Source organism: Aminobacter sp. HY435, assembly GCF_027568395.1.
Taxonomy (GTDB): domain Bacteria; phylum Pseudomonadota; class Alphaproteobacteria; order Rhizobiales; family Rhizobiaceae; genus Aminobacter.
The window spans coordinates 1-19,909 of record NZ_JANKZL010000006.1 but is presented as its reverse complement, the minus strand read 5'-3'; the positions used below and the strand labels follow the sequence as shown (position 1 = coordinate 19,909).

At 64.3% G+C, this 19,909-nt stretch carries 14 protein-coding genes; 12 read left to right on the top strand and 2 right to left on the bottom strand.

The window, feature by feature from the left end; genetic code table 11:
* Positions 1 to 244: 244 nt before the first annotated feature.
* The 11 genes from PCJ21_RS09410 to PCJ21_RS09360 all read left to right on the top strand — a co-directional run bounded on the left by PCJ21_RS09410 (position 245) and on the right by PCJ21_RS09360 (position 14,736).
* Positions 245 to 1,498: an aspartate kinase gene (locus PCJ21_RS09410; protein WP_269931140.1), complete on the top strand. Its 1,254-nt coding sequence runs from the start codon at positions 245 to 247 to the stop codon at positions 1,496 to 1,498.
* A 77-nt stretch (positions 1,499 to 1,575) separates the two neighbouring features.
* Positions 1,576 to 3,852, top strand: a complete 2,277-nt coding sequence (ptsP, locus tag PCJ21_RS09405; RefSeq protein WP_442865991.1) for a phosphoenolpyruvate--protein phosphotransferase — start codon at positions 1,576 to 1,578, stop codon at positions 3,850 to 3,852.
* The gene (gene prfA, locus PCJ21_RS09400; RefSeq protein WP_269931139.1) at positions 3,849 to 4,928 is read left to right on the top strand and encodes a peptide chain release factor 1; all 1,080 of its coding nucleotides are present in this window, start codon (positions 3,849 to 3,851) and stop codon (positions 4,926 to 4,928) included. Before ptsP ends, prfA begins: the two co-directional genes overlap by 4 nt.
* Positions 4,921 to 5,775 (top strand): peptide chain release factor N(5)-glutamine methyltransferase, encoded by an 855-nt coding sequence (gene prmC / locus PCJ21_RS09395; RefSeq protein ID WP_269931138.1) that lies wholly within the window; start codon positions 4,921 to 4,923, stop codon positions 5,773 to 5,775. The genes prfA and prmC overlap by 8 nt, the downstream gene beginning before the upstream one ends.
* A 308-nt stretch (positions 5,776 to 6,083) precedes the next feature.
* Entirely contained in the window at positions 6,084 to 6,875 is a 792-nt protein-coding gene (locus PCJ21_RS09390; protein WP_269931137.1) for a DUF4167 domain-containing protein, read from the top strand.
* A 209-nt stretch (positions 6,876 to 7,084) separates the two neighbouring features.
* Positions 7,085 to 9,688, top strand: coding sequence for an ATP-dependent chaperone ClpB (gene clpB, locus PCJ21_RS09385; RefSeq protein ID WP_269931136.1), 2,604 nt, complete (start codon positions 7,085 to 7,087; stop codon positions 9,686 to 9,688).
* Positions 9,689 to 10,012: 324 nt separating this feature from the next.
* The gene (locus PCJ21_RS09380) at positions 10,013 to 10,375 is read left to right on the top strand and encodes an MmcQ/YjbR family DNA-binding protein (RefSeq protein WP_269931135.1); all 363 of its coding nucleotides are present in this window, start codon (positions 10,013 to 10,015) and stop codon (positions 10,373 to 10,375) included.
* 118 nt (positions 10,376 to 10,493) lie between these two features.
* On the top strand, positions 10,494 to 11,867 hold the full coding sequence (locus PCJ21_RS09375) for a L,D-transpeptidase family protein (RefSeq protein ID WP_269931505.1): 1,374 nt from the start codon (positions 10,494 to 10,496) through the stop codon (positions 11,865 to 11,867).
* 133 nt (positions 11,868 to 12,000) lie between these two features.
* Positions 12,001 to 13,503: a serine hydrolase gene (locus PCJ21_RS09370; protein ID WP_269931504.1), complete on the top strand. Its 1,503-nt coding sequence runs from the start codon at positions 12,001 to 12,003 to the stop codon at positions 13,501 to 13,503.
* Between the two features lie 47 nt (positions 13,504 to 13,550).
* Positions 13,551 to 14,045, top strand: coding sequence for a GNAT family N-acetyltransferase (locus PCJ21_RS09365; RefSeq protein ID WP_269931134.1), 495 nt, complete (start codon positions 13,551 to 13,553; stop codon positions 14,043 to 14,045).
* 94 nt (positions 14,046 to 14,139) lie between these two features.
* Entirely contained in the window at positions 14,140 to 14,736 is a 597-nt protein-coding gene (locus PCJ21_RS09360) for a DUF922 domain-containing Zn-dependent protease (protein ID WP_269931133.1), read from the top strand.
* 19 nt (positions 14,737 to 14,755) lie between these two features.
* Here PCJ21_RS09360 and PCJ21_RS09355 read toward each other — a convergent pair whose 3' ends face one another.
* Positions 14,756 to 15,331 (bottom strand): dihydrofolate reductase family protein, encoded by a 576-nt coding sequence (locus tag PCJ21_RS09355; protein ID WP_269931132.1) that lies wholly within the window; start codon positions 15,329 to 15,331, stop codon positions 14,756 to 14,758.
* Between the two features lie 224 nt (positions 15,332 to 15,555).
* Here PCJ21_RS09355 and PCJ21_RS09350 point away from each other — a divergent pair, with 224 nt between their 5' ends.
* Complete coding sequence (locus PCJ21_RS09350) at positions 15,556 to 17,070, top strand: MFS transporter (RefSeq protein ID WP_269931131.1); 1,515 nt, start codon at positions 15,556 to 15,558, stop codon at positions 17,068 to 17,070.
* A 75-nt stretch (positions 17,071 to 17,145) separates the two neighbouring features.
* On the opposite strand, the gene PCJ21_RS09345 is transcribed toward PCJ21_RS09350, so the two are convergent.
* The gene (locus PCJ21_RS09345; protein ID WP_269931130.1) at positions 17,146 to 19,116 is read right to left on the bottom strand and encodes a M23 family metallopeptidase; all 1,971 of its coding nucleotides are present in this window, start codon (positions 19,114 to 19,116) and stop codon (positions 17,146 to 17,148) included.
* Between the last annotated feature and the right edge of the window lie 793 nt (positions 19,117 to 19,909).

The following is a 19,909-nucleotide window of genomic DNA, read 5'->3' as shown; positions in this document are numbered from 1 at the left end:
GCGTTTCAGTCGCGCCGATGTCTCGGGCCGGGGGCTTGCGTCGTTTGCGGTTGGCGCAAAGGCCAGTCGATGCATGTTGCGCCGGCAAAGCGAGGCGCGGTGATTTGTCTGGCTGGGCGTCCTTGCGGAATGCGTGTGTTTTGGCTATGGAGGCCGCGCATTCGGTACCGCGTTGGCAGGCGGTATTTTCACTCATTTTACCGACCCCTCCGGGCCGGCGCATAGGCAAGGGCATTTCGCTTCCATGGCGCGCATCGTGATGAAATTCGGCGGGACATCCGTCGCCGACATCGCCCGAATCCGCAATGTGGCGCGGCATGTCAAACGTGAAGTCGATGCCGGCCACGAGGTCGCGGTCGTTGTTTCGGCGATGGCCGGCAAGACCAACGAACTGGTCGCCTGGACCCGCGATGCCTCGCCCATGCATGACGCGCGCGAATATGATGCCGTGGTCGCTTCCGGCGAGCAGGTGACGGCCGGGCTTTTGGCGCTTGCGCTACAGAACATCGGCGTCAACGCCCGCTCGTGGCAGGGTTGGCAGATCCCGATCAAGACCGACAATGCGCACGGCGCGGCGCGCATTCTCGATATCGACGGCTCGTTCCTGATCAAGCGTTTCCAGGAGGGCCAGGTCGCCGTCGTCGCCGGCTTCCAGGGCATTGGCCCGGACAACCGTATCGCCACCCTCGGTCGCGGCGGCTCCGACACCAGCGCGGTCGCAATCGCCGCCGCGGTGAAGGCCGATCGCTGCGATATCTACACCGACGTCGACGGGGTTTATACTACCGACCCGCGCATCGAGCCGAAGGCGCGCCGGCTGTCGAAGATCTCCTTCGAGGAAATGCTCGAAATGGCCTCGCTCGGCGCCAAGGTATTGCAAGTGCGCTCGGTCGAACTCGCCATGGTGCACAAGGTCCGCACTTTCGTGCGCTCGTCCTTCGATGATCCGGATGCGCCCGGAATGGGCGATTTTCTCAACCCGCCTGGTACTCTCATTTGTGACGAGGAAGAAATCGTGGAACAGCAGGTCGTCACCGGAATCGCCTACGCCAAGGACGAAGCACAGGTCTCGCTTCGCCGCGTCGCCGACCGTCCGGGCGTCGCTGGTGGGATCTTCGGACCGCTGGCCGAGGCCAACATCAATGTCGACATGATCGTCCAGAACATCTCCGAGGACGGCAAGTTCACCGACATGACCTTCACCGTGCCTTCAGGCGACGTGAACAAGGCGCTGACGGTGCTCGAGAGGATCCGTCCCGAGATCGGCTTCGACGCCATCCAGCACGACGAGGGCATGTCCAAGGTGTCGGTCATCGGCGTCGGCATGCGCAGTCATGCGGGCGTTGCCGCCACCGCTTTCCAGGCGCTGGCCTCGAAGGGCATCAATATTCGCGCCATCACCACGTCGGAGATCAAGATTTCGATCCTGATCGATGGTCCGTATACTGAACTTGCTGTTCGGACTTTGCATTCCGTCTACGGTCTCGATAAGCAGTAGTATAAGGAATCGCGCGTCACCGCGTTGCCGGCGTGCAGCATGTGCCGCGCCGGTTTCCAAAGCATTGGAGACGGTGAATGATACGTGACATGGCCGCAGGGCCTCGCGTACTTCTGAAACGGCTCCGCGAGTTGATGGCGGAGCCCCTCGAGCCTCAGGAACGGCTCGACAGGATCGTGCGCGACATCGCCGCCAACATGGTGGCGGAAGTCTGCTCGCTCTATGTGCTGCGCGCCGACTCCGTGCTCGAACTCTACGCTACAGTCGGTCTGAATCCCAATGCGGTCCACCTCGCCCAGCTCAGGCTCGGTCAAGGTCTGGTTGGCACGATTGCCGCCAGTGCGCGCGCGCTGAACCTTTCCAACGCCCAGGAACATCCGGCCTTTGCTTACCTGCCGGAGACGGGCGAAGAGATCTACCACTCGTTCCTCGGCGTTCCGGTGCTCAGGGCAGGGCGGACACTCGGCGTCCTGGTCGTGCAGAACAAGACGATGCGGCACTACCGCGACGACGAGATCGAGGCGCTCGAAACGACCGCGATGGTCATCGCCGAAATGATCGCCTCGGGCGACATCGCCCGGCTCAGCCGTCCCGGTCTCGAACTGGACATGACGCGCCCTGCGTCTTTCACCGGCATTTCCTTCAACGAAGGCGTTGGCCTCGGCCATGTCGTGCTGCACGAGCCGCGCATCGTCGTCACCAACCTGTTCAACGAAGACAGCGACGAGGAGTTGCGCCGGCTCGAGGATGCGCTCGGCTCACTGCGCCTGTCGATCGACGACATGCTGTCGCGCCGCGACGTCGCCTTCGAGGGCGAGCATCGCGAGGTTCTCGAAGCCTACCGCATGTTCGCCAATGACCGCGGCTGGGTGCGCCGCCTGGAAGAGGCGATCCGCAACGGCCTGACGGCGGAAGCGGCGGTCGAGAAGGTGCAGAGCGACATGCGCGCGCGCATGCTGCACATGACCGACCCCTATCTGCGCGAGCGGATGAGCGATTTCGACGATCTCGCCAACCGGCTGTTGCGCCAGCTTATGGGCCGTGGTCCCGAATCGATCGCCGCCTCGCTGCCCAAGGACGCCATTGTCGTTGCCCGCTCGATGGGGGCTGCCGAACTGCTCGACTATCCCCGCGACCGCCTGCGCGGTCTCGTGCTCGAAGACGGCGCGCCGACCAGCCATGTCGTCATCGTGGCGCGCGCCATGGGCATCCCCGTCGCCGGACAGATGAAGGGCGCCGTTTCCATGTCGGAAAACGGCGATCCGATCATCGTCGATGGCGAGGAAGGCACGATCCACCTGCGGCCGCAGCCCGATCTCGAGGCTGCCTATGCCGAGAAGGTGCGCTTTCGCGCCCGCCGGCAGGAGCTGTACCGCGAGTTGCGCAAGCGCCCGTCCGAAACCAAGGACGGCGTCAAGATCGACCTGCTGATGAACGCGGGCCTTGCGGTCGACCTGCCGCAGCTTGCCGAAGCGGGTGCCGCCGGCATCGGCCTGTTCCGCACCGAACTGCAGTTCATGGTCGCTTCGACCTTCCCGCGCGCCGAGGCGCAAGAGAAGCTCTATCGCGACGTGCTCGACACGGCGAAAGGCCGCCCCGTAACCTTCCGCACCATCGACATCGGCGGCGACAAGGTGCTGCCCTACTTCAAGGGCTCGGTGCAGGAAGAAGAAAATCCCGCGCTCGGCTGGCGCGCCATTCGCCTGACGCTCGACCGTCCCGGCCTGCTGCGCACCCAGATCCGGGCGCTGCTCAAGGCTTCGGGCGGGCGTGAGCTCAAGGTCATGCTGCCGATGGTCACCGAATTGTCGGAGATCGCGCAGGCCCGCGAAATCATCGACCGCGAGGTACGCCACCTGTCGCGCTTCGCCCATCATCTGCCGACCAGCCTGAAACTGGGCGCGATGATCGAGGTGCCGGCGCTGCTGTGGCAACTCGACGAACTGATGCAGACGGTAGACTTCGTCTCCGTCGGCTCGAACGACCTGTTCCAGTTCGTCATGGCCGCCGATCGCGGCAACACCCAGCTGGCCGACCGCTTCGACCCGCTGTCGGTGCCGTTCCTCAGGGTGCTGAGGCAGATCGCCGAGGCTGGGGCGCGCAACCACACGCCGGTCACGCTGTGCGGCGAACTCGCTGGCAAGCCGATTTCGGCGATGGCGCTGCTCGGCCTTGGCTACCGTTCGATCTCCATGTCGCCGGCGTCGATCGGCCCGGTCAAGGCGATGCTCACCGAACTCCCGCTCGGGGAACTCAAAGCGTTCCTCGACGACAATCTTTCCGGACCTGCGGCCAACCTGCCGATGCGCGCGTTGCTCCAGGCCTTTGCGGACGACCGTTCCATACCCCTATGATCAGCCTGCCAAACGACCGCATGGACCAAGTCGTCAAGCGTTTCGACATGCTCGAAGCGCAGATGTCTGCCGGCCCAGCCCCCGATGTCTATGTGAAGCTCGCGTCGGAGTATTCCGACATCCAGGAGCTCGTCGCCAAGATCCGCGAGCTTCGCGGCGCCGAGGCGGAGCTTGCCGATCTCGATGCGATGCTGTCGGACAAGAGCACCGATGCCGAGATGCGCGCGCTTGCCGAGATGGACAAGCCGGATGTCGAGGACCGTATCGAGGCGCTGCAGCAGGAAATCCAGATCCTGTTGCTGCCCAAGGACGCGGCCGACGAGAAAAACGCCATCCTTGAAATCCGCGCCGGCACAGGCGGCGACGAGGCGGCGCTGTTTGCCGGCGATCTTTACCGGATGTACGAACGCTATGCGGCGTCGCGCGGCTGGCGCTTCGAAGTCGCTTCCGCCAGCGATGGCGACGCCGGCGGTTTCAAGGAAATCATCGCGACCGTTTCCGGCAAGGGCGTATTCGCGCATCTGAAGTTCGAGTCGGGCGTGCACCGCGTCCAGCGCGTGCCGGCGACCGAAGCCAGCGGGCGCATCCATACGTCGGCCGCGACAGTCGCGGTGCTGCCGGAAGCGGAGGAGGTGGACATCGAGATTCGCTCCGAGGACATCCGGATCGACACGATGCGCGCCTCGGGCTCGGGCGGTCAGCACGTCAACACCACTGATTCGGCGGTGCGCATCACGCACCTGCCCACCGGCATCATGGTGGTGCAGGCGGAGAAGTCCCAGCACCAGAACCGCGCGCGCGCCATGCAGATCCTGCGCGCCCGCCTCTACGACATGGAGCGCAGCCGCGCCGACGAGGAGCGTTCCTCGTCGCGCAAGTCGCAGGTCGGTTCGGGCGACCGCTCCGAACGCATCCGTACCTACAACTTCCCGCAGGGGCGGTTGACCGACCACCGCATCAACCTGACGCTCTACAAGCTCGACAGGGTGATGATGGGCGAGCTCGACGAGGTCGTCGATGCGCTGATCGCCGATCACCAGTCGAAGCTTCTGGCAGACATGGGCACGGATGGCTGAGCGTCCGCTCGGTGAACTCCTGCGCCATGCGCGCCAACGCCTTGTCGACGGCGGCGTTGGCGATGCGGCCTTGGACGCGCGGCTGATCGTCGAATATTTCTCCGGCACCACGCGCACGGATGCGATTTCGACGCCGGACCGGATGATTGGCAATGTGGCCGAAATCGAACGGGCGCTCGACCGCCGCATAGCGGGCGAACCGGTGCACCGCATCCTTGGGCATCGCGACTTCTACGGCATGAAGCTTGGACTTTCAGCCGAGACGCTGGAGCCGCGCCCCGACACGGAGACACTTGTCGATGCCGTGCTGCCGTTCGTCCGCGAGATTGCCGCGCGGACGGGTGTTTGCCGCGTCCTCGACCTCGGAACCGGCACCGGGGCGATTGCGCTGGCGCTGGTCACGCAGGAGGCCCATGCCGTCGCGACCGGCGTCGATGTCTCGGACGATGCCCTGCGGACTGCTGCGGCCAATGCCGGGCGTCTCGGAGTTTCGTCGCGCTTTTCGGCAAAAAAATCTGACTGGTTCGCCGAAATTGACGGTCTCTACCATGTAATCGTCTCAAACCCTCCCTATATCAGGTCATCAGAGATCGAGGATTTGCAGAACGAGGTTCGCAACTTTGATCCGCGTCGCGCGCTTGACGGCGGCCCGGACGGTCTTGAGCCATACAGGGAAATCGCGGCGTCCGCTTCCAGCCATCTCGAAAGCGATGGCATTGTAGGCGTCGAAATCGGCCACGATCAGCGCGGCGACGTGACCGGCATATTCGAGCAGGCCGGATATCGGCTGGTCTCCCAGCACAAGGATTTGGGCGACAACGACCGGGTGCTCGTTTTCGGGCGGTGACCAAAGCCCTTGCGGCACCGCAAAAAACCGCTTGGCAAGGATAATGAATGCCGCTAGGTTCCGGGCGACCGGATGAGACGAAGCAGGCAGTACTGTAAACGTTCGGTTTCCCCTAGGAAACTTGCTGCCTTCTTGCGTAGACGACGCTCTAGCTTCGTGCGGGGATCGTCCGGCAGATATGTAACCGACAAAGGACGACATGTGGCGCCAGCGCATCGATTGCGGGCGGACATCGGCGGAAGAACACGAACGAGCTGGCCCAGATTGGGCGGCCGTTTGGACCAAGATTTCAACACGAAGAGAATCTGATGAGGCCACAACAGCAGAATAGGCGCATGCGCGGTCGTAATAACAACAATAACAACAATAATAACAATAATAACAACAACAACCGCAAGGGACCGAACCCGCTCACGCGTAACTACGAGAGCAACGGTCCGGACGTAAAGATCCGAGGATCCGCGCAGCAGATCGCCGAAAAATACGCCACGCTGGCGCGCGATGCGCAAAGCTCCGGCGATCGCGTGATGGCCGAGAACTATCTGCAGCACGCCGAGCACTACAATCGCATCATTGCCGCCGCCATGGCGCAGATGCCGGTCCAGCAGCAGCAGCAGAATCGCGACGACTTCGACTCCGACATGGACGACGAGCGCGACGACGAGCAGGGCGGGAACTTCTCCGAAGCGCAGGCCCAGCAGGTCACGAATCAGCCGCAGCCCGTCGTCAACGGCAGCGGTCCGCAGCCGGAAATCGAAGGCACGCCCGCCGAGATAGCACTCAATCCAGAGGCTGCCGGCGAAGGCCAGCCGCGTGAAGGCCGCCGCGAACGCCGTCCGCGCCCGGAAGGCCGCCGTCCCGAGCGTCGCCAGCCAGACCAGCAGGTCGAGGCAACTGTCCAGGTCAACGCCGTCGAACCCGAAGCGGCGCAGCCCCAAGCTGTTGCGGCGGAAGCTGTCGTAGCCGAGGCCCCGGCCGAGGGCGAAGTTGTCGCCGCGCCGCGCCGGGCACGTCGCCCGCGCCGCGGAGAGCGCGCCGCAACTGAGCCGCAAGGCGAGGCCGAGGCGCCCGAAGCCGGCATGGCAGTCGTCGAAGGCTGACCGCGCCGCCCGGCGTGACATTTGAAATGCTGGACGGCGGGGAGAAATCCCCGCCGTCTTTTTGTTTTTTGATCTCGATCAATACTCCTTGAGGGACAGCGCCCTACTTCCCATATTCACGCCCAAGGGTCCGGCCCGATCGGGCGGACCCGTCACCTTGAGCCAAACCGGTGCCGCAAAGCGGGCCGGCTAAGGAATGGAGACAACGAATGAATCTTGAGAAGTACTCCGAGCGCGTGCGCGGCTTCATCCAGTCCGCCCAGTCCTACGCCCTCTCCAACAATCACCAGCAGTTCACGCCAGAGCACATCCTGAAGGTGCTGATCGACGATGACGAAGGGCTCGCCTCTTCGCTGATCGAGCGCGCCGGTGGTGATGCCGGCCAGGTGCGCCTTGCCGTCGAGGCAGCGCTCAAGGCGATGCCCAAGGTCGAGGGCGCCAATGGCCAGCTCTACCTTGCGCAGCCGCTCGCCAAGGTGCTCGCGACCGCCGAGGAACTGGCCAAGAAAGCCGGCGACAGCTTCGTCACCGTCGAGCGCCTGCTGACGGCGCTGGCCGTCGAGAAGACGGCGAAGACCTCCGACATCCTCGCCAAGGCGGGCGTGACGGCGCAGGCACTGAATGCCGCCATCAACGAAATCCGCAAGGGCCGCACCGCCGACTCGGCGAGCGCCGAGCAGGGCTATGACGCCTTGAAGAAGTACGCGCGCGACCTGACCGCCGACGCCCGTGCGGGCAAGCTCGATCCGGTCATCGGCCGTGACGACGAAATCCGCCGCACCATCCAGGTGCTGTCGCGGCGCACCAAGAACAATCCCGTGCTGATCGGTGAACCCGGCGTCGGCAAGACGGCGATTGCCGAGGGCCTTGCGCTGCGCATCGTCAATGGCGACGTGCCGGAAAGCCTGAAGGACAAGCAGTTGATGGCGCTCGACATGGGCGCGCTGATCGCCGGTGCCAAGTATCGCGGCGAATTCGAGGAGCGGCTGAAGGCCGTGCTCTCCGAAGTCACCTCGGCTGCCGGCGGCATCATCCTGTTCATCGACGAGATGCATACGCTTGTCGGTGCCGGCAAGGCCGACGGCGCGATGGATGCGTCCAACCTGCTCAAGCCCGCGCTGGCGCGCGGCGAACTGCACTGCGTCGGCGCGACCACGCTCGACGAGTACCGCAAGCATGTCGAGAAGGATCCGGCTCTCGCCCGCCGCTTCCAGCCGGTTTTCGTCGAGGAGCCGACGGTCGAAGACACCATCTCGATCCTGCGCGGCCTGAAGGAGAAATACGAGCAGCATCACAAGGTCCGCATCTCGGACTCGGCGCTGGTTTCGGCGGCGACGCTGTCGAACCGCTACATCACCGACCGTTTCCTGCCCGACAAGGCCATCGACCTGGTCGATGAGGCCGGCTCGCGGCTGCGCATGCAGATCGACTCCAAGCCCGAGGCGCTCGACGAGATCGACCGCCGCATCATGCAGCTGAAGATCGAGCGCGAGGCGTTGAAGCTCGAAAAGGACGAAGCGTCCCGCGACCGGCTGGAAAGGCTGGAGAAGGAGCTGGCTGGGCTTGAGGAAGAGTCGACACGCGTGACCAGCCAGTGGATGGCCGAGAAGGAAAAGCTCGGGCTTGCCGCCGATCTCAAGGGCAAGCTCGAAGAAGCGCGCAACGAACTGGCGATTGCCCAGCGCAAGGGCGAGTTCCAGAAGGCGGGCGAGCTTGCCTATGGCCGCATTCCCGAACTGGAAAAAAAGCTGGTCGAAGCCGAAGCGCTCGAAGGACGCGGCACGATGGTCGAAGAGACCGTCACGCCCGACCATGTCGCCCACATCGTTTCGCGCTGGACCGGCATTCCGGTCGACAAGATGCTGGAAGGCGAGCGCGAGAAGCTGTTGCGCATGGAAGACGAACTGGGTGTCCGCGTCGTCGGCCAGGGCGAGGCCGTGCAGGCCGTGTCCAAGGCTGTCAGGCGTGCGCGCGCCGGCCTGCAGGATCCGAACCGGCCGATCGGCTCGTTCATGTTCCTCGGGCCGACGGGCGTCGGCAAGACCGAGCTCACCAAGGCATTGGCCGATTACCTGTTCGACGACGAGCACGCGATGGTCCGCATCGACATGTCGGAGTTCATGGAGAAGCACTCCGTTGCCCGGCTGATCGGCGCGCCTCCCGGCTATGTCGGCTATGAGGAAGGCGGCACGCTGACCGAAGCCGTTCGCCGCAGGCCCTATCAGGTCGTGCTGTTCGACGAGGTCGAGAAGGCGCATCCGGATGTCTTCAACGTGCTCTTGCAGGTGCTGGACGACGGCCGCCTGACCGACGGCCAGGGCCGCACGGTCGACTTCCGCAATACGCTGATCATCATGACGTCGAACCTCGGCGCCGAATATCTGGTGGCGCTGGGCGAAAACGAGGATGTCGATCTGGTCCGCGACGAGGTCATGGGCGCGGTCAAGGCGGCGTTCCGGCCGGAGTTCCTCAACCGTATCGACGAGATCGTGCTGTTCCACCGCCTGCGCGAGCAGGACATGGGCAAGATCGTGGCGATCCAGCTCCAGCGGCTCGAGAAGCTTCTGGCCGACCGCAAGATCGTGCTCGACCTCGCGCCCGATGCGATCGAGTGGCTGGCGCACAAGGGCTATGATCCGGCCTATGGCGCCCGTCCCCTCAAGCGCGTCATGCAGAAGGAACTGCAGGACCCGCTGGCCGAGAAGATCCTCGGCGGCGAGATCCTCGACGGCTCGACCGTCAAGGTGACGGCGGGTTCGGACCGGCTGAACTTCCGGTCCAAGCCCAGCGTGGTGACGGAAGAGGCGGCGTAAGGGCAATCGTTACCCTCCCCCTTGTGGGGAGGGTCGGCGCACAGCGTCGGGGTGGGGGTGACGGGCATCGAGCCCGGCATTCGTTCGACCCCCACTCCGTCTCGGCTCGCCTCGACACCTCTCCCCCGATCGACGGGGGAGAGGAAGTACCTTGCCGGCGATCCGCCTGACGCTCGGAAGCCGAGAGGGCGCATTTCAAATAGTAGGGCCGCGTAGACGCCCTGGGGTTTTCCTCTCCCCCGTCGAACGGGGGAGAGGTGCCGAGCGTAGCTCGGCGGAGTGGGGGTCGACACACTTGGCGTCGACAGATCGCGTGGGGGAGACATGACGCTCGACGAATACAACGGCTTTTGCGCCTCGCTACCGCACACGACCCATGTCGTGCAGTGGGGCGGCGCGCATGTCTGGAAGGTCGGCGGCAAGGTTTTCGCCATCGGCGGCTGGACTGACGGCGAGGGGTTTGCCGTGTCGTTCAAGGTCTCGGAGATGGCCTTCGACATCCTCAAGGAACAGCCTGGCCTCAGGCCCGCGCCCTATCTTGCCTCGCGTGGCATGAAATGGATCCAGCACCAGACCGGCGAGAGCATGGATGATGACGGGCTCAGGGACTACATCGGCGAAAGCCATCGAATTATCGCGGCGAAGCTGCCCAGATCAACGCGCGTACAACTCGGCTTGAGCGCCTAGTTGCGGTCATTTTCATGCCCTGTTCATGTTAGAAGGGTTAGCAGATAGTTGATTTGATGGGGCGGTGACCTGCCCGACGCGCATCAAGTCGAGCGAGGACCGGAGAATTGTGACGACCATGCTGCGCATGACGATTGTGCTTTCGACGCTGGCTTGTGGCCTGTCCGTGACGCAGGCGTGGGCATCGGTCGCCCCTGGAAGCGCCGCCACGGTGCGGCGCACCGAGGCGCAGGCGCCGAAGCAATTGCAACTCGCTCAGAACAGCGACCTCGAAATCTTCTACGACGGCAATGGCAATCGCGTGCTGGTCGATCCCTATACCGGCCGGGTGGTTGCCGTGCAGCCGCCGGAAGGCCGCCTCAACCGTCAGGCGCTGCGCCGCGAACAGCGCCGCCAGGAGCTTCGCCAGGACTACCAGCAGGGCGACGTCCTGCTTGGCCCCGCAGACGACTATTATTCCGACGACACGCCGGCGCAGTCCTCCGATCCCTATGCGGATGACTATTACAATTCCGACCCCAACGGTTTTCCGGATGCGCCGGGTCGCCGCGACGCGCGCGAGCCGTTGCCGACACCCGACGACCAGGTTGCGATCGGCGAGACCCCGCGAATCGTCGAAAAGCCGCTTGAGCCGTCGATTGCCGTGAAGGGCCGCGAGGACGTGGCGTCGCTGCAGATCCTGCTCGACCGCGCCGGGGCATCGCCCGGCGTCATCGACGGTCGCTTCGGCTCCAATGTCGACAAGGCGCTTGCCGCCTACAACGAACTGACCGGAACAAGCCTCAAGTCGACCGATGCGGAGGGTATCCGTCAGGCCCTTGCCGCAACCGGTGGCGACGCCTTCGGCAACTACACGATCACGCCGGAAGACGCCGCCGGCCCGTTCGTCGCCTCGGTGCCAGCCGACTACAGCGAAAAGGCCAAGCTCGAGCGGATGGCCTTCACGTCGGTGCCGGAAATGCTGGCCGAGCGTTTCCACATGGACGAGAACTACCTCAAGGCGCTCAACCCGGAGGCCAATTTCAGCCGGCCGGGGACCATCATCAAGGTCGCCAATTTCGGCAAGCTGGTGAACAAGCAGGTGGCACGCATCATCGCCGACAAGGGCCAGAAGCAGGTTCGCGCCTATGACGAGGCGGGCAAGCTGGTGGCCGCCTATCCGGCGACCATCGGCTCGAGCGACACGCCATCGCCAACCGGCATCCACGCGGTGTCGCGCGTCGCGCTCGATCCCAACTACACCTACAATCCCAAGCTCAATTTCAAGCAGGGCGAAAACGACAAGGTGCTGACCATCCCGCCGGGGCCGAACGGCCCGGTCGGTTCTGTCTGGATCGCGCTCGACAAGCCGACCTACGGCATTCACGGCACGCCCGACCCGTCGAAGATCGGCAAGACCGAGAGCCATGGCTGCGTGCGCCTGACCAACTGGGACGCGCGCGAGCTGGCGAAGATCGTCAAGTCCGGGGTGCCTGTCGAGTTCATCGAATAGCCCAATCGCCCAGCTTGGATTCCCTTGCGTCAATCTGTAGCCTGACCGGCCACGATGCGCAGGGAGACGGGTGATGACAGCGTCCGCAGGGTCTTTCGTCAGGGATTGGCAACGCTGGCTCGTTGCGCCTGCCATGGTGCTTTCATCGGAAGTGGCGTCGGCGCAGGATATTTCGCCAGACAGGATGGCGGCGGCGCTTGCGGCGCTCGAACAAATGGCCGAGGCAGCTGTCGCCGATGGCGATGTGCCCGCCTTGTCCATCGGCGTCGTCCACGATGACAAAGTTGTCTATCTCAAGGGTTTTGGGACGCGCGAGGCCGGCAAGCCCGAGCCTGCCGACACAGAAACGGTCTTCCAGATCGCCTCCCTGTCCAAGCCGGTGTCTTCGACTGTCGTCGCGGCGCTGGTCAGCGACGGACTGGTTTCGTGGAACGCCAGGATCGCCGATCTCGACCCGGCCTTTCGCCTCGCCGATCCCTATCCGGCCAGCGAACTTACCGTTCGCGACCTGTTTTCGCATCGCAGCGGGCTGCCGGGTACGGCTGGCGACGATCTTGAGGATATTGGCTACGACCGCGCCGAGATCCTCCGGCGACTGCGGCTGGTGTCGCCGTCCTCCAGTTTTCGGTCAGGTTACTCCTACAGCAATTTCGGTTTGACGGAGGGCGCGGTCGCTGCGGCGAAGCAGGCCGGCAAGGCGTGGGAAGACGTTGCCGAAGAGAAGCTCTATCGCCCGCTTGGCATGACCGCGACGAGCTCGCGCCATGCCGATTTCATCAAGCATGCAAATCGCGCAGCGATCCACGTCAAGCTTGACGGAAAATGGGTGGCGAAGGTCGAACGCGACCCCGACGCGCAGGCGCCGGCCGGCGGCGTCAGCTCGACGGCGCGGGACCTTTCTGAATGGATGCGCCTGGAACTTGGCAATGGTGTCTATGCCGGCAATACGCTGATCGCCGCCGATGCGATAGCCCAGACCCATGTTCCGTTGGTGACGCGTGGCAAGAACCCGGTTACCGGCGCCGACTCCTTTTATGGGCTCGGCTGGAACGTCGAGTTCGGCCGGCACGGATTGAGCTGGGGTCATGCCGGCGCTTTCAGTGTCGGGGCGCGCAGCCTGGTCACGCTTTTTCCGGACAGCGATCTCGGCATCGTCGTTCTGACCAACGCGTTTCCGACAGGCTTGCCCGAAGGCCTGTCCGACAGCTTCGCCGACATGGTTTTCGATGGCAAAGTCGGCAAGGACTGGATCGCGTCCTGGGATGCGGCTTATTCCGGGCTGTTCGGTCCGGCGATCGCCGCGGCCAAGGCGACATACGCCAAGCCGCCGTCGTCGCCTACTCCCGCCTTGGAAATCGCAGCCTATGCCGGCCGCTACTCAAGCAGCTTCGTTGGCGACGCCAACGTGGTTGCGGGGGCAGGGGGACTGGTCCTGCAACTCGGCCCGGATGGCGCGAAGTCCTATCCGCTGCAGCATTTCGACCGTGACATCTTCCTGACGTTCCCAAGCCCGGAAATGCCCGAGATGCCGTCGGCGGTACGTTTCAGCGTTGGCCCGGATGGCAGGTCGGCTGCGGTGACCATAGAGTTTCTCGATGACAACGGGCTTGGCACTTTGACGCGGGTTGGCAATTGAGGCGCTGGCTTTGAAGGGCCAGACAGGACCCGAAAGAAGGACCTTGCATGAAAATAAGGCCCGAGCAGCCAGGTGACGTCGAAACCATCCGGCTGTTGACGCAGGCGGCGTTCAAGAATGCGCCGCATTCAAGCCAGACAGAGGCGGCGATTGTCGACGCACTTCGCGACGCCGGTGCGCTGACGGTGTCGCTGGTTGCCGTGGAGGGCGATCAAATCGTCGGGCACGTCGCCTTTTCGCCGGTGACCATCAACGGCAAGGATGCGGACTGGTATGGCCTGGGCCCGGTGTCGGTGTGGCCCGACCGGCAGGCCAAGGGCATCGGCCAAGCGCTGATCCGCGAAGGGCTCGGGCGGCTCAAGCAGCGCGGCGCCGGGGGCTGCGTGGTGCTTGGCGATCCCGGTTATTATGGCCGCTTCGGCTTTGCCAGCGATCCCGGCCTTCGCTACGGCGATATTCCCCCTGAGTATTTCCAACGCCTGGCCTTTGGCCCGGCGCCGAAGGGCGAGGTCGCCTACCACCCGGGATTTGACGCCGGCTGAACCTCGATCCGCGCCAGATTGCAGGCGGGTTGGACTTCACCCGCCGTCTGCCGCTATTAGCTTGCCAGAGCGCGCGACGCTGCAGGGGATTCGCATGAAGTTCTTTCGACCTTTGATGCTGGCCGGTGTCGCGATGCTGCTGTCGCGGCCCGTGCTGGCCGAATGGCAGGCGGCGGAAAAGGTCGAGCCCTACTCGATTTCGGGAAAGACCGGCCCGGAGCTGTACGCATCGATCGGCGAAAAGGGCCCCAAGGCCAGCACTGGCACGCGGGTCATCGCGCACACCGATTTCAAGCTGACCTGGACGCGCAAATACGAACCGCAGCCGGATGGCTCATGCGTCCTTGTCACGGCCAAGCCGAAGCTGATCGTGACCTACCGGCTGCCCAAGCCGGCGGGAAAGCTGCCTGCTGCGACGCAGAAGAACTGGGATGTCTTTGCCGCCGGAGTGCACAAGCACGAGCTTGTCCACGGCGACCACATCAAGGAGATGGTCAAGGCCATCGAGCAGATGAGCATTGGTTTCAGCGCGCCTGCCGATCCCGGCTGCAAGACGATCCGAACCGAGCTGACCAAGCGCCTGGCCGAGCTGTCCCTGACACAGCGCCAGCGCAGCCGTGATTTCGACCGCGTCGAGATGAGCGATGGCGGCAACGTCCACCAGCTGATCCTCAATCTGGTCAACGAGTAGCCGGCGGCCCAACTGGCGCTCAAGTGCAGCGGTAGGTCAGGCTGACGCGTCCGTCGCTGATCTGACGAACTTCTGTCAGGTTCAGCTGCCGCCGCACGCCCGCTTCGGCAAACAGGATCTTGCCCGGTCCGGCAATCAGTGGGTAGACGATCAGCCTGAGTTCGTCGACCAGGCCGGCGTCGAGCAGGCTTGACGTCAAACGCGCGCCGCCGACGAGATAGATGTCCTTGCCCGGACGCTGCTTGAGGGCTGAGACATCATCCAGGGTGCGGATGAAACTGGTGTTTGGCCATTGCGCTGAACTCAAGCTGCCTGAAAGCACATAGTGCGGGGTCCGCGCGGCGAACCGCGCCCATTCGAGTTCAGCCGGCGTCGGTGGATTGCCAGTGATCCACACGGGCGTTTCCGGCTCGGCCTGCACCGCCGTCCAGTAGTTCTCGTAGCCCGGATACATGCCGCCGCCGAGCAGGCAGGCATCGATCTCGGGGATCAGCCCATAGTCGTCCGACCACGCCGCCACCCAGTCCGCGGCACCCTCGGGGCCTTCCATCCTGCCATCGATCGAGATTTTCATTCCCGCGATCAGTCGGCGCATGCGATCCTCCTCGTCTGGCGAGCAGGGGCTCGCCAACGTGTTCAGTTTCTGGGATGAAAATTGATTACCGTATGGTTGAATATACGCCGAATTGCGGGATAGTCAACCAAATGGTTTCATAAAGGTCGAGGACGCTTCGCCCGGCGCGGCAAAAGGCCTGTGGCTCCGCGAAAATGGTGTCGTGGTGGCTTCCCCGGGCCAGGCGCGCCACATAGTCTCGGCCGATGGACATCGCCGACACGACAAACCCGAAGCCCGCTGCAAATCATGTCTTCTGTCCGCCCGAGGCGCGCAAGTTCGTGCTCTTCTCGGCGATCCTGGCGTCGAGCATGGGCTTCATCGACGGCTCGGTGGTGTCGTTGGCGCTGCCGGTCATCCGCGAGGATCTCGGCGCATCGCTCGTCGATGCCCAGTGGATCAGCAACAGCTACATGCTGTTCCTGTCGGCGCTGGTGCTGCTTGGCGGAGCGGCCGGCGACGTGTTCGGCGTCCGCAACATCTTCGCCGCCGGCATTGCGCTCTTCATGGTGACTTCGGCGGCCTGCGCGCTCGCCGTCGATGCCGACATGCTGATCCTGATGCGGGCCGCCCAAGGCATCGGCGCGGCCCTGATGGTGCCCGGCAGCCTGGCGATCATCGCCAAATCCTATCCGACCGCGACGCGCGGCAAGGCAATCGGCCAGTGGGCGGCGTTTTCGTCGCTGACAACCGCCATGGGGCCGTTCATCGGCGGCATGGTGCTGTCGTTCGGGGCCGACTGGATGTGGCGGCTGATCTTCGCCATCAATGTGCCGATCGGTCTTGTCGCGCTTTCCATGCTGTTGTCCAAGGTGCCGCGCGACCGGCCGTCATCGAAGCGCCGGCTCGACGTCATGGGCGCCATCCTCGCCACCACCGGCCTCGGGCTGATGGCCTGGGGGCTGACCGCCCTTGGCCTGCCGGCGGCCGACAATGCGGTTTCGCCCTGGGCGTGGATCGCCATTGGCGCTGCGATCTTCATCGGCTTCGTCTTGTGGGAGAAAGTGGCGCGCTCGCCGATGGTCAAGCTCGAGCTGTTCGCCTCGCGTGCCTTCACCGGCGCCAATCTCTACACGCTGATCCTGTTCTTCGCCTTCAACGCCATCCTGTTCTTCCTGCCGATGACCGTGATCTCGGGCTGGGGCGCGCAGGAGTGGGAGGCGAGCCTGCTGTTCTTGCCGCTTTCGCTGTTCATCGCCGGACTGTCGAGCTATTCGGGCAGGCTGTCCGACGCCATCGGGCCGCGCTGGCCGCTGACCGTGGGCGCTGCGATCGTCGGGATGTCCTACACCGGGCTCGCGCTGACGATGCCGCTGATGATGCTGTGGCAGGTGACGTTCCCGATCCTGCTGCTCAACGGCCTCGGCATGGCGATCGTCGTGTCGCCTGTTTCGGCGGCTGTCATGCGGGCGACACCGGAGGAAGACACCGGCCTGGCCTCGGGCATCAACAACGCGCTGGCGCGCGCTGCCGGCCTGATGGCGGTGGCCTCCCTTGGCGCGGTTGCCGGCATCGTGTTCGCGAAAGTGCTGGGCAATGCCGCGCCGGGGGCGGAGTTCGGCGCCTTCAACACGCAGTCGCTTGACGCCGCGGCCGAGACGTTGCGGGTGGCGGCGACCAACAGCGCCTTTGTCGCCATCGCGGCGATTTCAGCTGCGATGTGCTTTCTGGCCGCCGCAGTTGCCTGGCTGACCCAACCGTCCTGGAAGAAAAAGGATTAGCGCCCTGCGCATCCGGCGGGCAGCTTCAACGACCGTGTTGCATGCGTCGCACACAGATCAAGTCGCGCCGATGCGCTAGCCGCTGGCCTTGGCGGTGCTGGCAACCTTCAGGGCGTCGGAATTGTCTTCCTTCAAAAGGTCGTCGATGCGCTCGCGCTCGTTCTTGAAGGCTTCTAGCTCGTCGCCCTTCAGCACGCGGCCGGTGGGCAGGCGCACGCGCATCGGATCGACCTTGGTGCCGTTGACGATCAGCTCATAGTGCAGGTGCGCGCCGGTCGACAGGCCGGTCGTGCCGACATAGCCGATGACCTGGCCCTGGCGGACCCGCGCGCCGGGCACGACGCCGGGCGCGATGCGGCTCTGGTGGTTGTAGGAGGTCTCGTAGCCGTTGGTGTGGCGGATCATCGTCTGCTTGCCGTAACCGCCGGCCCAGCCGGCCTTTTCGACGACGCCATTGCCCGAGGCGATGATCGGCGTGCCGGTGGGCGCTGCCCAGTCGACGCCGGTGTGCATCTTCACATAACCGAGGATCGGATGCTTGCGGCCGCCGAAGCCGGAGCGGAACTTGCCGTTGGGCAGCGGGTTGCGCAAAAGGAACTGGCGCGCGCTGCGGCCGTCCTCGTCGAAATAGTCGACGGCGCCATCGCCCATCTGGAAGCGGTAGAAATTGCGCGTGTTGCCGCCGAAATTCGCCGACACGTAGAGCAGCTGCGAGTTCTCGGATGCCTTGTCGTCGCCGTCGGGCTGCGAGAAGAACACCTCGATGCGGTCGGAGGGATTGAGCCGCGACTGGAAATCGACGTCGGAGGACAACAGCCGGACCAGCTGCTTGGTCATGTCCTGCGACATGCCGTAGGAAAAGGCGGCGCGATAGATGCCGTCATAGACCGTCGGCAGCGCGCCGCGCGAGGTGGTCGGAACCGTGGGCGTGTCGTCGAAGGCGGTGGCGATCTCGGGGTTCGGTTCCGGTTCGTCGCCGGGCACGAACTGGTTGCGGTCGTCGAGCGCAATGGTCAGGATGTGCTGCGATCGGTCGTAGACGCTGGTGCGGACGATCTTGCCGACATCGCCGCGAACCTCCAGCCCGACGCGCAGGACGGTGCCGGCCTTGAGTGCGGTGGCGTTGAGCAGCCGCGAAATGGCCTTGGCCATGCCGAGAGCGTCTTCGCCGCCGTAACCGGAGTCGCCGAGCGCGTCGACGATCTTGCGGTCCTTCTCGAAGGCGATGATGTCTTCGGCATAAGACAGCGTCTGGGGATCGACATCGGCGCGCGACGACACCGAGACATTCTCCGGCACGATCTTGATGCCGTAGGACCCGGCCAGTGTCTGGTCGGCGAAGGCGTCGCCGAAGCGCTGCGGATCGACATAGTGCAGCGAGGCGACCTGGATGTCGCCCTCGGTCAGATCGCCGCCGGCGTCGCGCACCACCTTTTCGACCTCGTTGGCGGACAGCGCGGAGGTTTCGTCGAAGCTTGCTGTCTCGAGCGGGAAGTCGACGGTCTTGAGGCTCATCTCGCTCTCGACCTTGACGCCATAGATCTGGCCGGTGGCGGCAGCCGGTTCGGGCTGCTGCGCCGGGCCGTCCTCGGCAAACACCTTCAGCGGGTCGAAAGCCGGATAGCTGCGGGTGGTCGGATGGTTCGCCGCCAGCGCCATCTTGATCTGGACGAAGGGCATGGTGCGGATGACGTCGCGGTCGCCCTGCTTGGTGACCATCGACACTTCCATGCGCCGGCGATCTTTTGCCTTGGCGATCTGGCGCAGCGGCGCAAGCCGGGTGGTCTTGGCCTTCTGTCCGGCATCGCCGCCGGCGGCAAGCGAGGCAAGTTCGGCGATCTCGGGCGGGGTGGCGAGCTGTTCGCGGCCGTCGAGCGCGGCAAACAAGGCGACGCCCATCAACACGCTCGACGTGACGCCGGTCAGGAACGTGCCCGACAGCCAGCGCGCGGAGACCTCGCGTCGATCCGGAGGACCTGCGCGACCGTCCGCGATAAGCGGCGGCTCATTGCCGAGCTCGGCTATGGTCTGGTCCGTATCCTGCATCCAGTACGGCTATGTCCCCGACGCTTCGCGCCCGCGTGCTTTTGGTTGCCAAGACATTTGCCTGTCATGGCGCTGCAAGTCAACGAAGCCCCACGAAAGCGGCCCCGATGGCCCTCTCTTCATATGCGTCGCATTGGACTCACTTGGGATCGGGGCAAATCAGACATCTTCCCGCAATGGGGCGGGAATAGGGCTCGGCCGGAGCGGGCATGTCTGCCTCTCTATAAGAGACTGTGGAAAGTCGTCGTCTCCGCCCTCTCTATATAGAAGCTGCATACAGGAGGCACGGGGGCAGGGCGCGCGCCTAGGTTTGAGCCGGCGCAGGCATGTCGGCCCCTCTATAAGAGGCTGCGGAAAGTCATGATCTCCGCTCTCTCTATATAGAGGCCGCATACGGGAGGCACGAAGACAGGGCGCACGCGCCTGGGAATCGGGCTTCGGGCTGCGATGCCCTACTGGGCCGGTGCGTGAAGCGCTGGTGAAACACAGGCTGGGCCGTCGCGAGGCCGCGAACAGGGGCGACAAGGATGCTTCGAGCGACGTGAATCGACTGATTTCGTCACATTCGCTGTATGCGGAGTGCCGGTTTCGCGCCGCGATTGCAGCGTTTTGCCCGACTTCTCAGCCGGCGCAAAGCTTTTTCGTTAAGCTTCCGCAGGGTTTTGTAGGGTTTGGGGATTTTGTCGCAAAAATTTCGCAAAAGATGGAATTAGGTCGTTGACAGTTTGAAGGGGTGGCGACTATATACGCCTCAACAACGAGGGCGGCGCGCCGCTGGCGGCCCCGGAGTTCG

Excerpts from the sequence above, each read along its gene's own strand:
- clpB (WP_269931136.1), top strand. The coding sequence starts at position 7,085 with ATGAATCTTGAGAAGTACTCCGAGCGCGTGCGCGGCTTCATCCAGTCC.
- PCJ21_RS09365 (WP_269931134.1), top strand. The coding sequence starts at position 13,551 with ATGAAAATAAGGCCCGAGCAGCCAGGTGACGTCGAAACCATCCGGCTG.
- PCJ21_RS09360 (WP_269931133.1), top strand. The coding sequence starts at position 14,140 with ATGAAGTTCTTTCGACCTTTGATGCTGGCCGGTGTCGCGATGCTGCTG.
- PCJ21_RS09375 (WP_269931505.1), top strand. The coding sequence starts at position 10,494 with ATGCTGCGCATGACGATTGTGCTTTCGACGCTGGCTTGTGGCCTGTCC.
- prfA (WP_269931139.1), top strand. The coding sequence starts at position 3,849 with ATGATCAGCCTGCCAAACGACCGCATGGACCAAGTCGTCAAGCGTTTC.
- PCJ21_RS09350 (WP_269931131.1), top strand. The coding sequence starts at position 15,556 with ATGGACATCGCCGACACGACAAACCCGAAGCCCGCTGCAAATCATGTC.
- prmC (WP_269931138.1), top strand. The coding sequence starts at position 4,921 with ATGGCTGAGCGTCCGCTCGGTGAACTCCTGCGCCATGCGCGCCAACGC.
- PCJ21_RS09370 (WP_269931504.1), top strand. The coding sequence starts at position 12,001 with ATGGTGCTTTCATCGGAAGTGGCGTCGGCGCAGGATATTTCGCCAGAC.
- PCJ21_RS09410 (WP_269931140.1), top strand. The coding sequence starts at position 245 with ATGGCGCGCATCGTGATGAAATTCGGCGGGACATCCGTCGCCGACATC.
- PCJ21_RS09355 (WP_269931132.1), bottom strand. The coding sequence starts at position 15,331 with ATGCGCCGACTGATCGCGGGAATGAAAATCTCGATCGATGGCAGGATG.
- PCJ21_RS09390 (WP_269931137.1), top strand. The coding sequence starts at position 6,084 with ATGAGGCCACAACAGCAGAATAGGCGCATGCGCGGTCGTAATAACAAC.
- PCJ21_RS09345 (WP_269931130.1), bottom strand. The coding sequence starts at position 19,116 with ATGCAGGATACGGACCAGACCATAGCCGAGCTCGGCAATGAGCCGCCG.
- ptsP (WP_442865991.1), top strand. The coding sequence starts at position 1,576 with ATGATACGTGACATGGCCGCAGGGCCTCGCGTACTTCTGAAACGGCTC.
- PCJ21_RS09380 (WP_269931135.1), top strand. The coding sequence starts at position 10,013 with ATGACGCTCGACGAATACAACGGCTTTTGCGCCTCGCTACCGCACACG.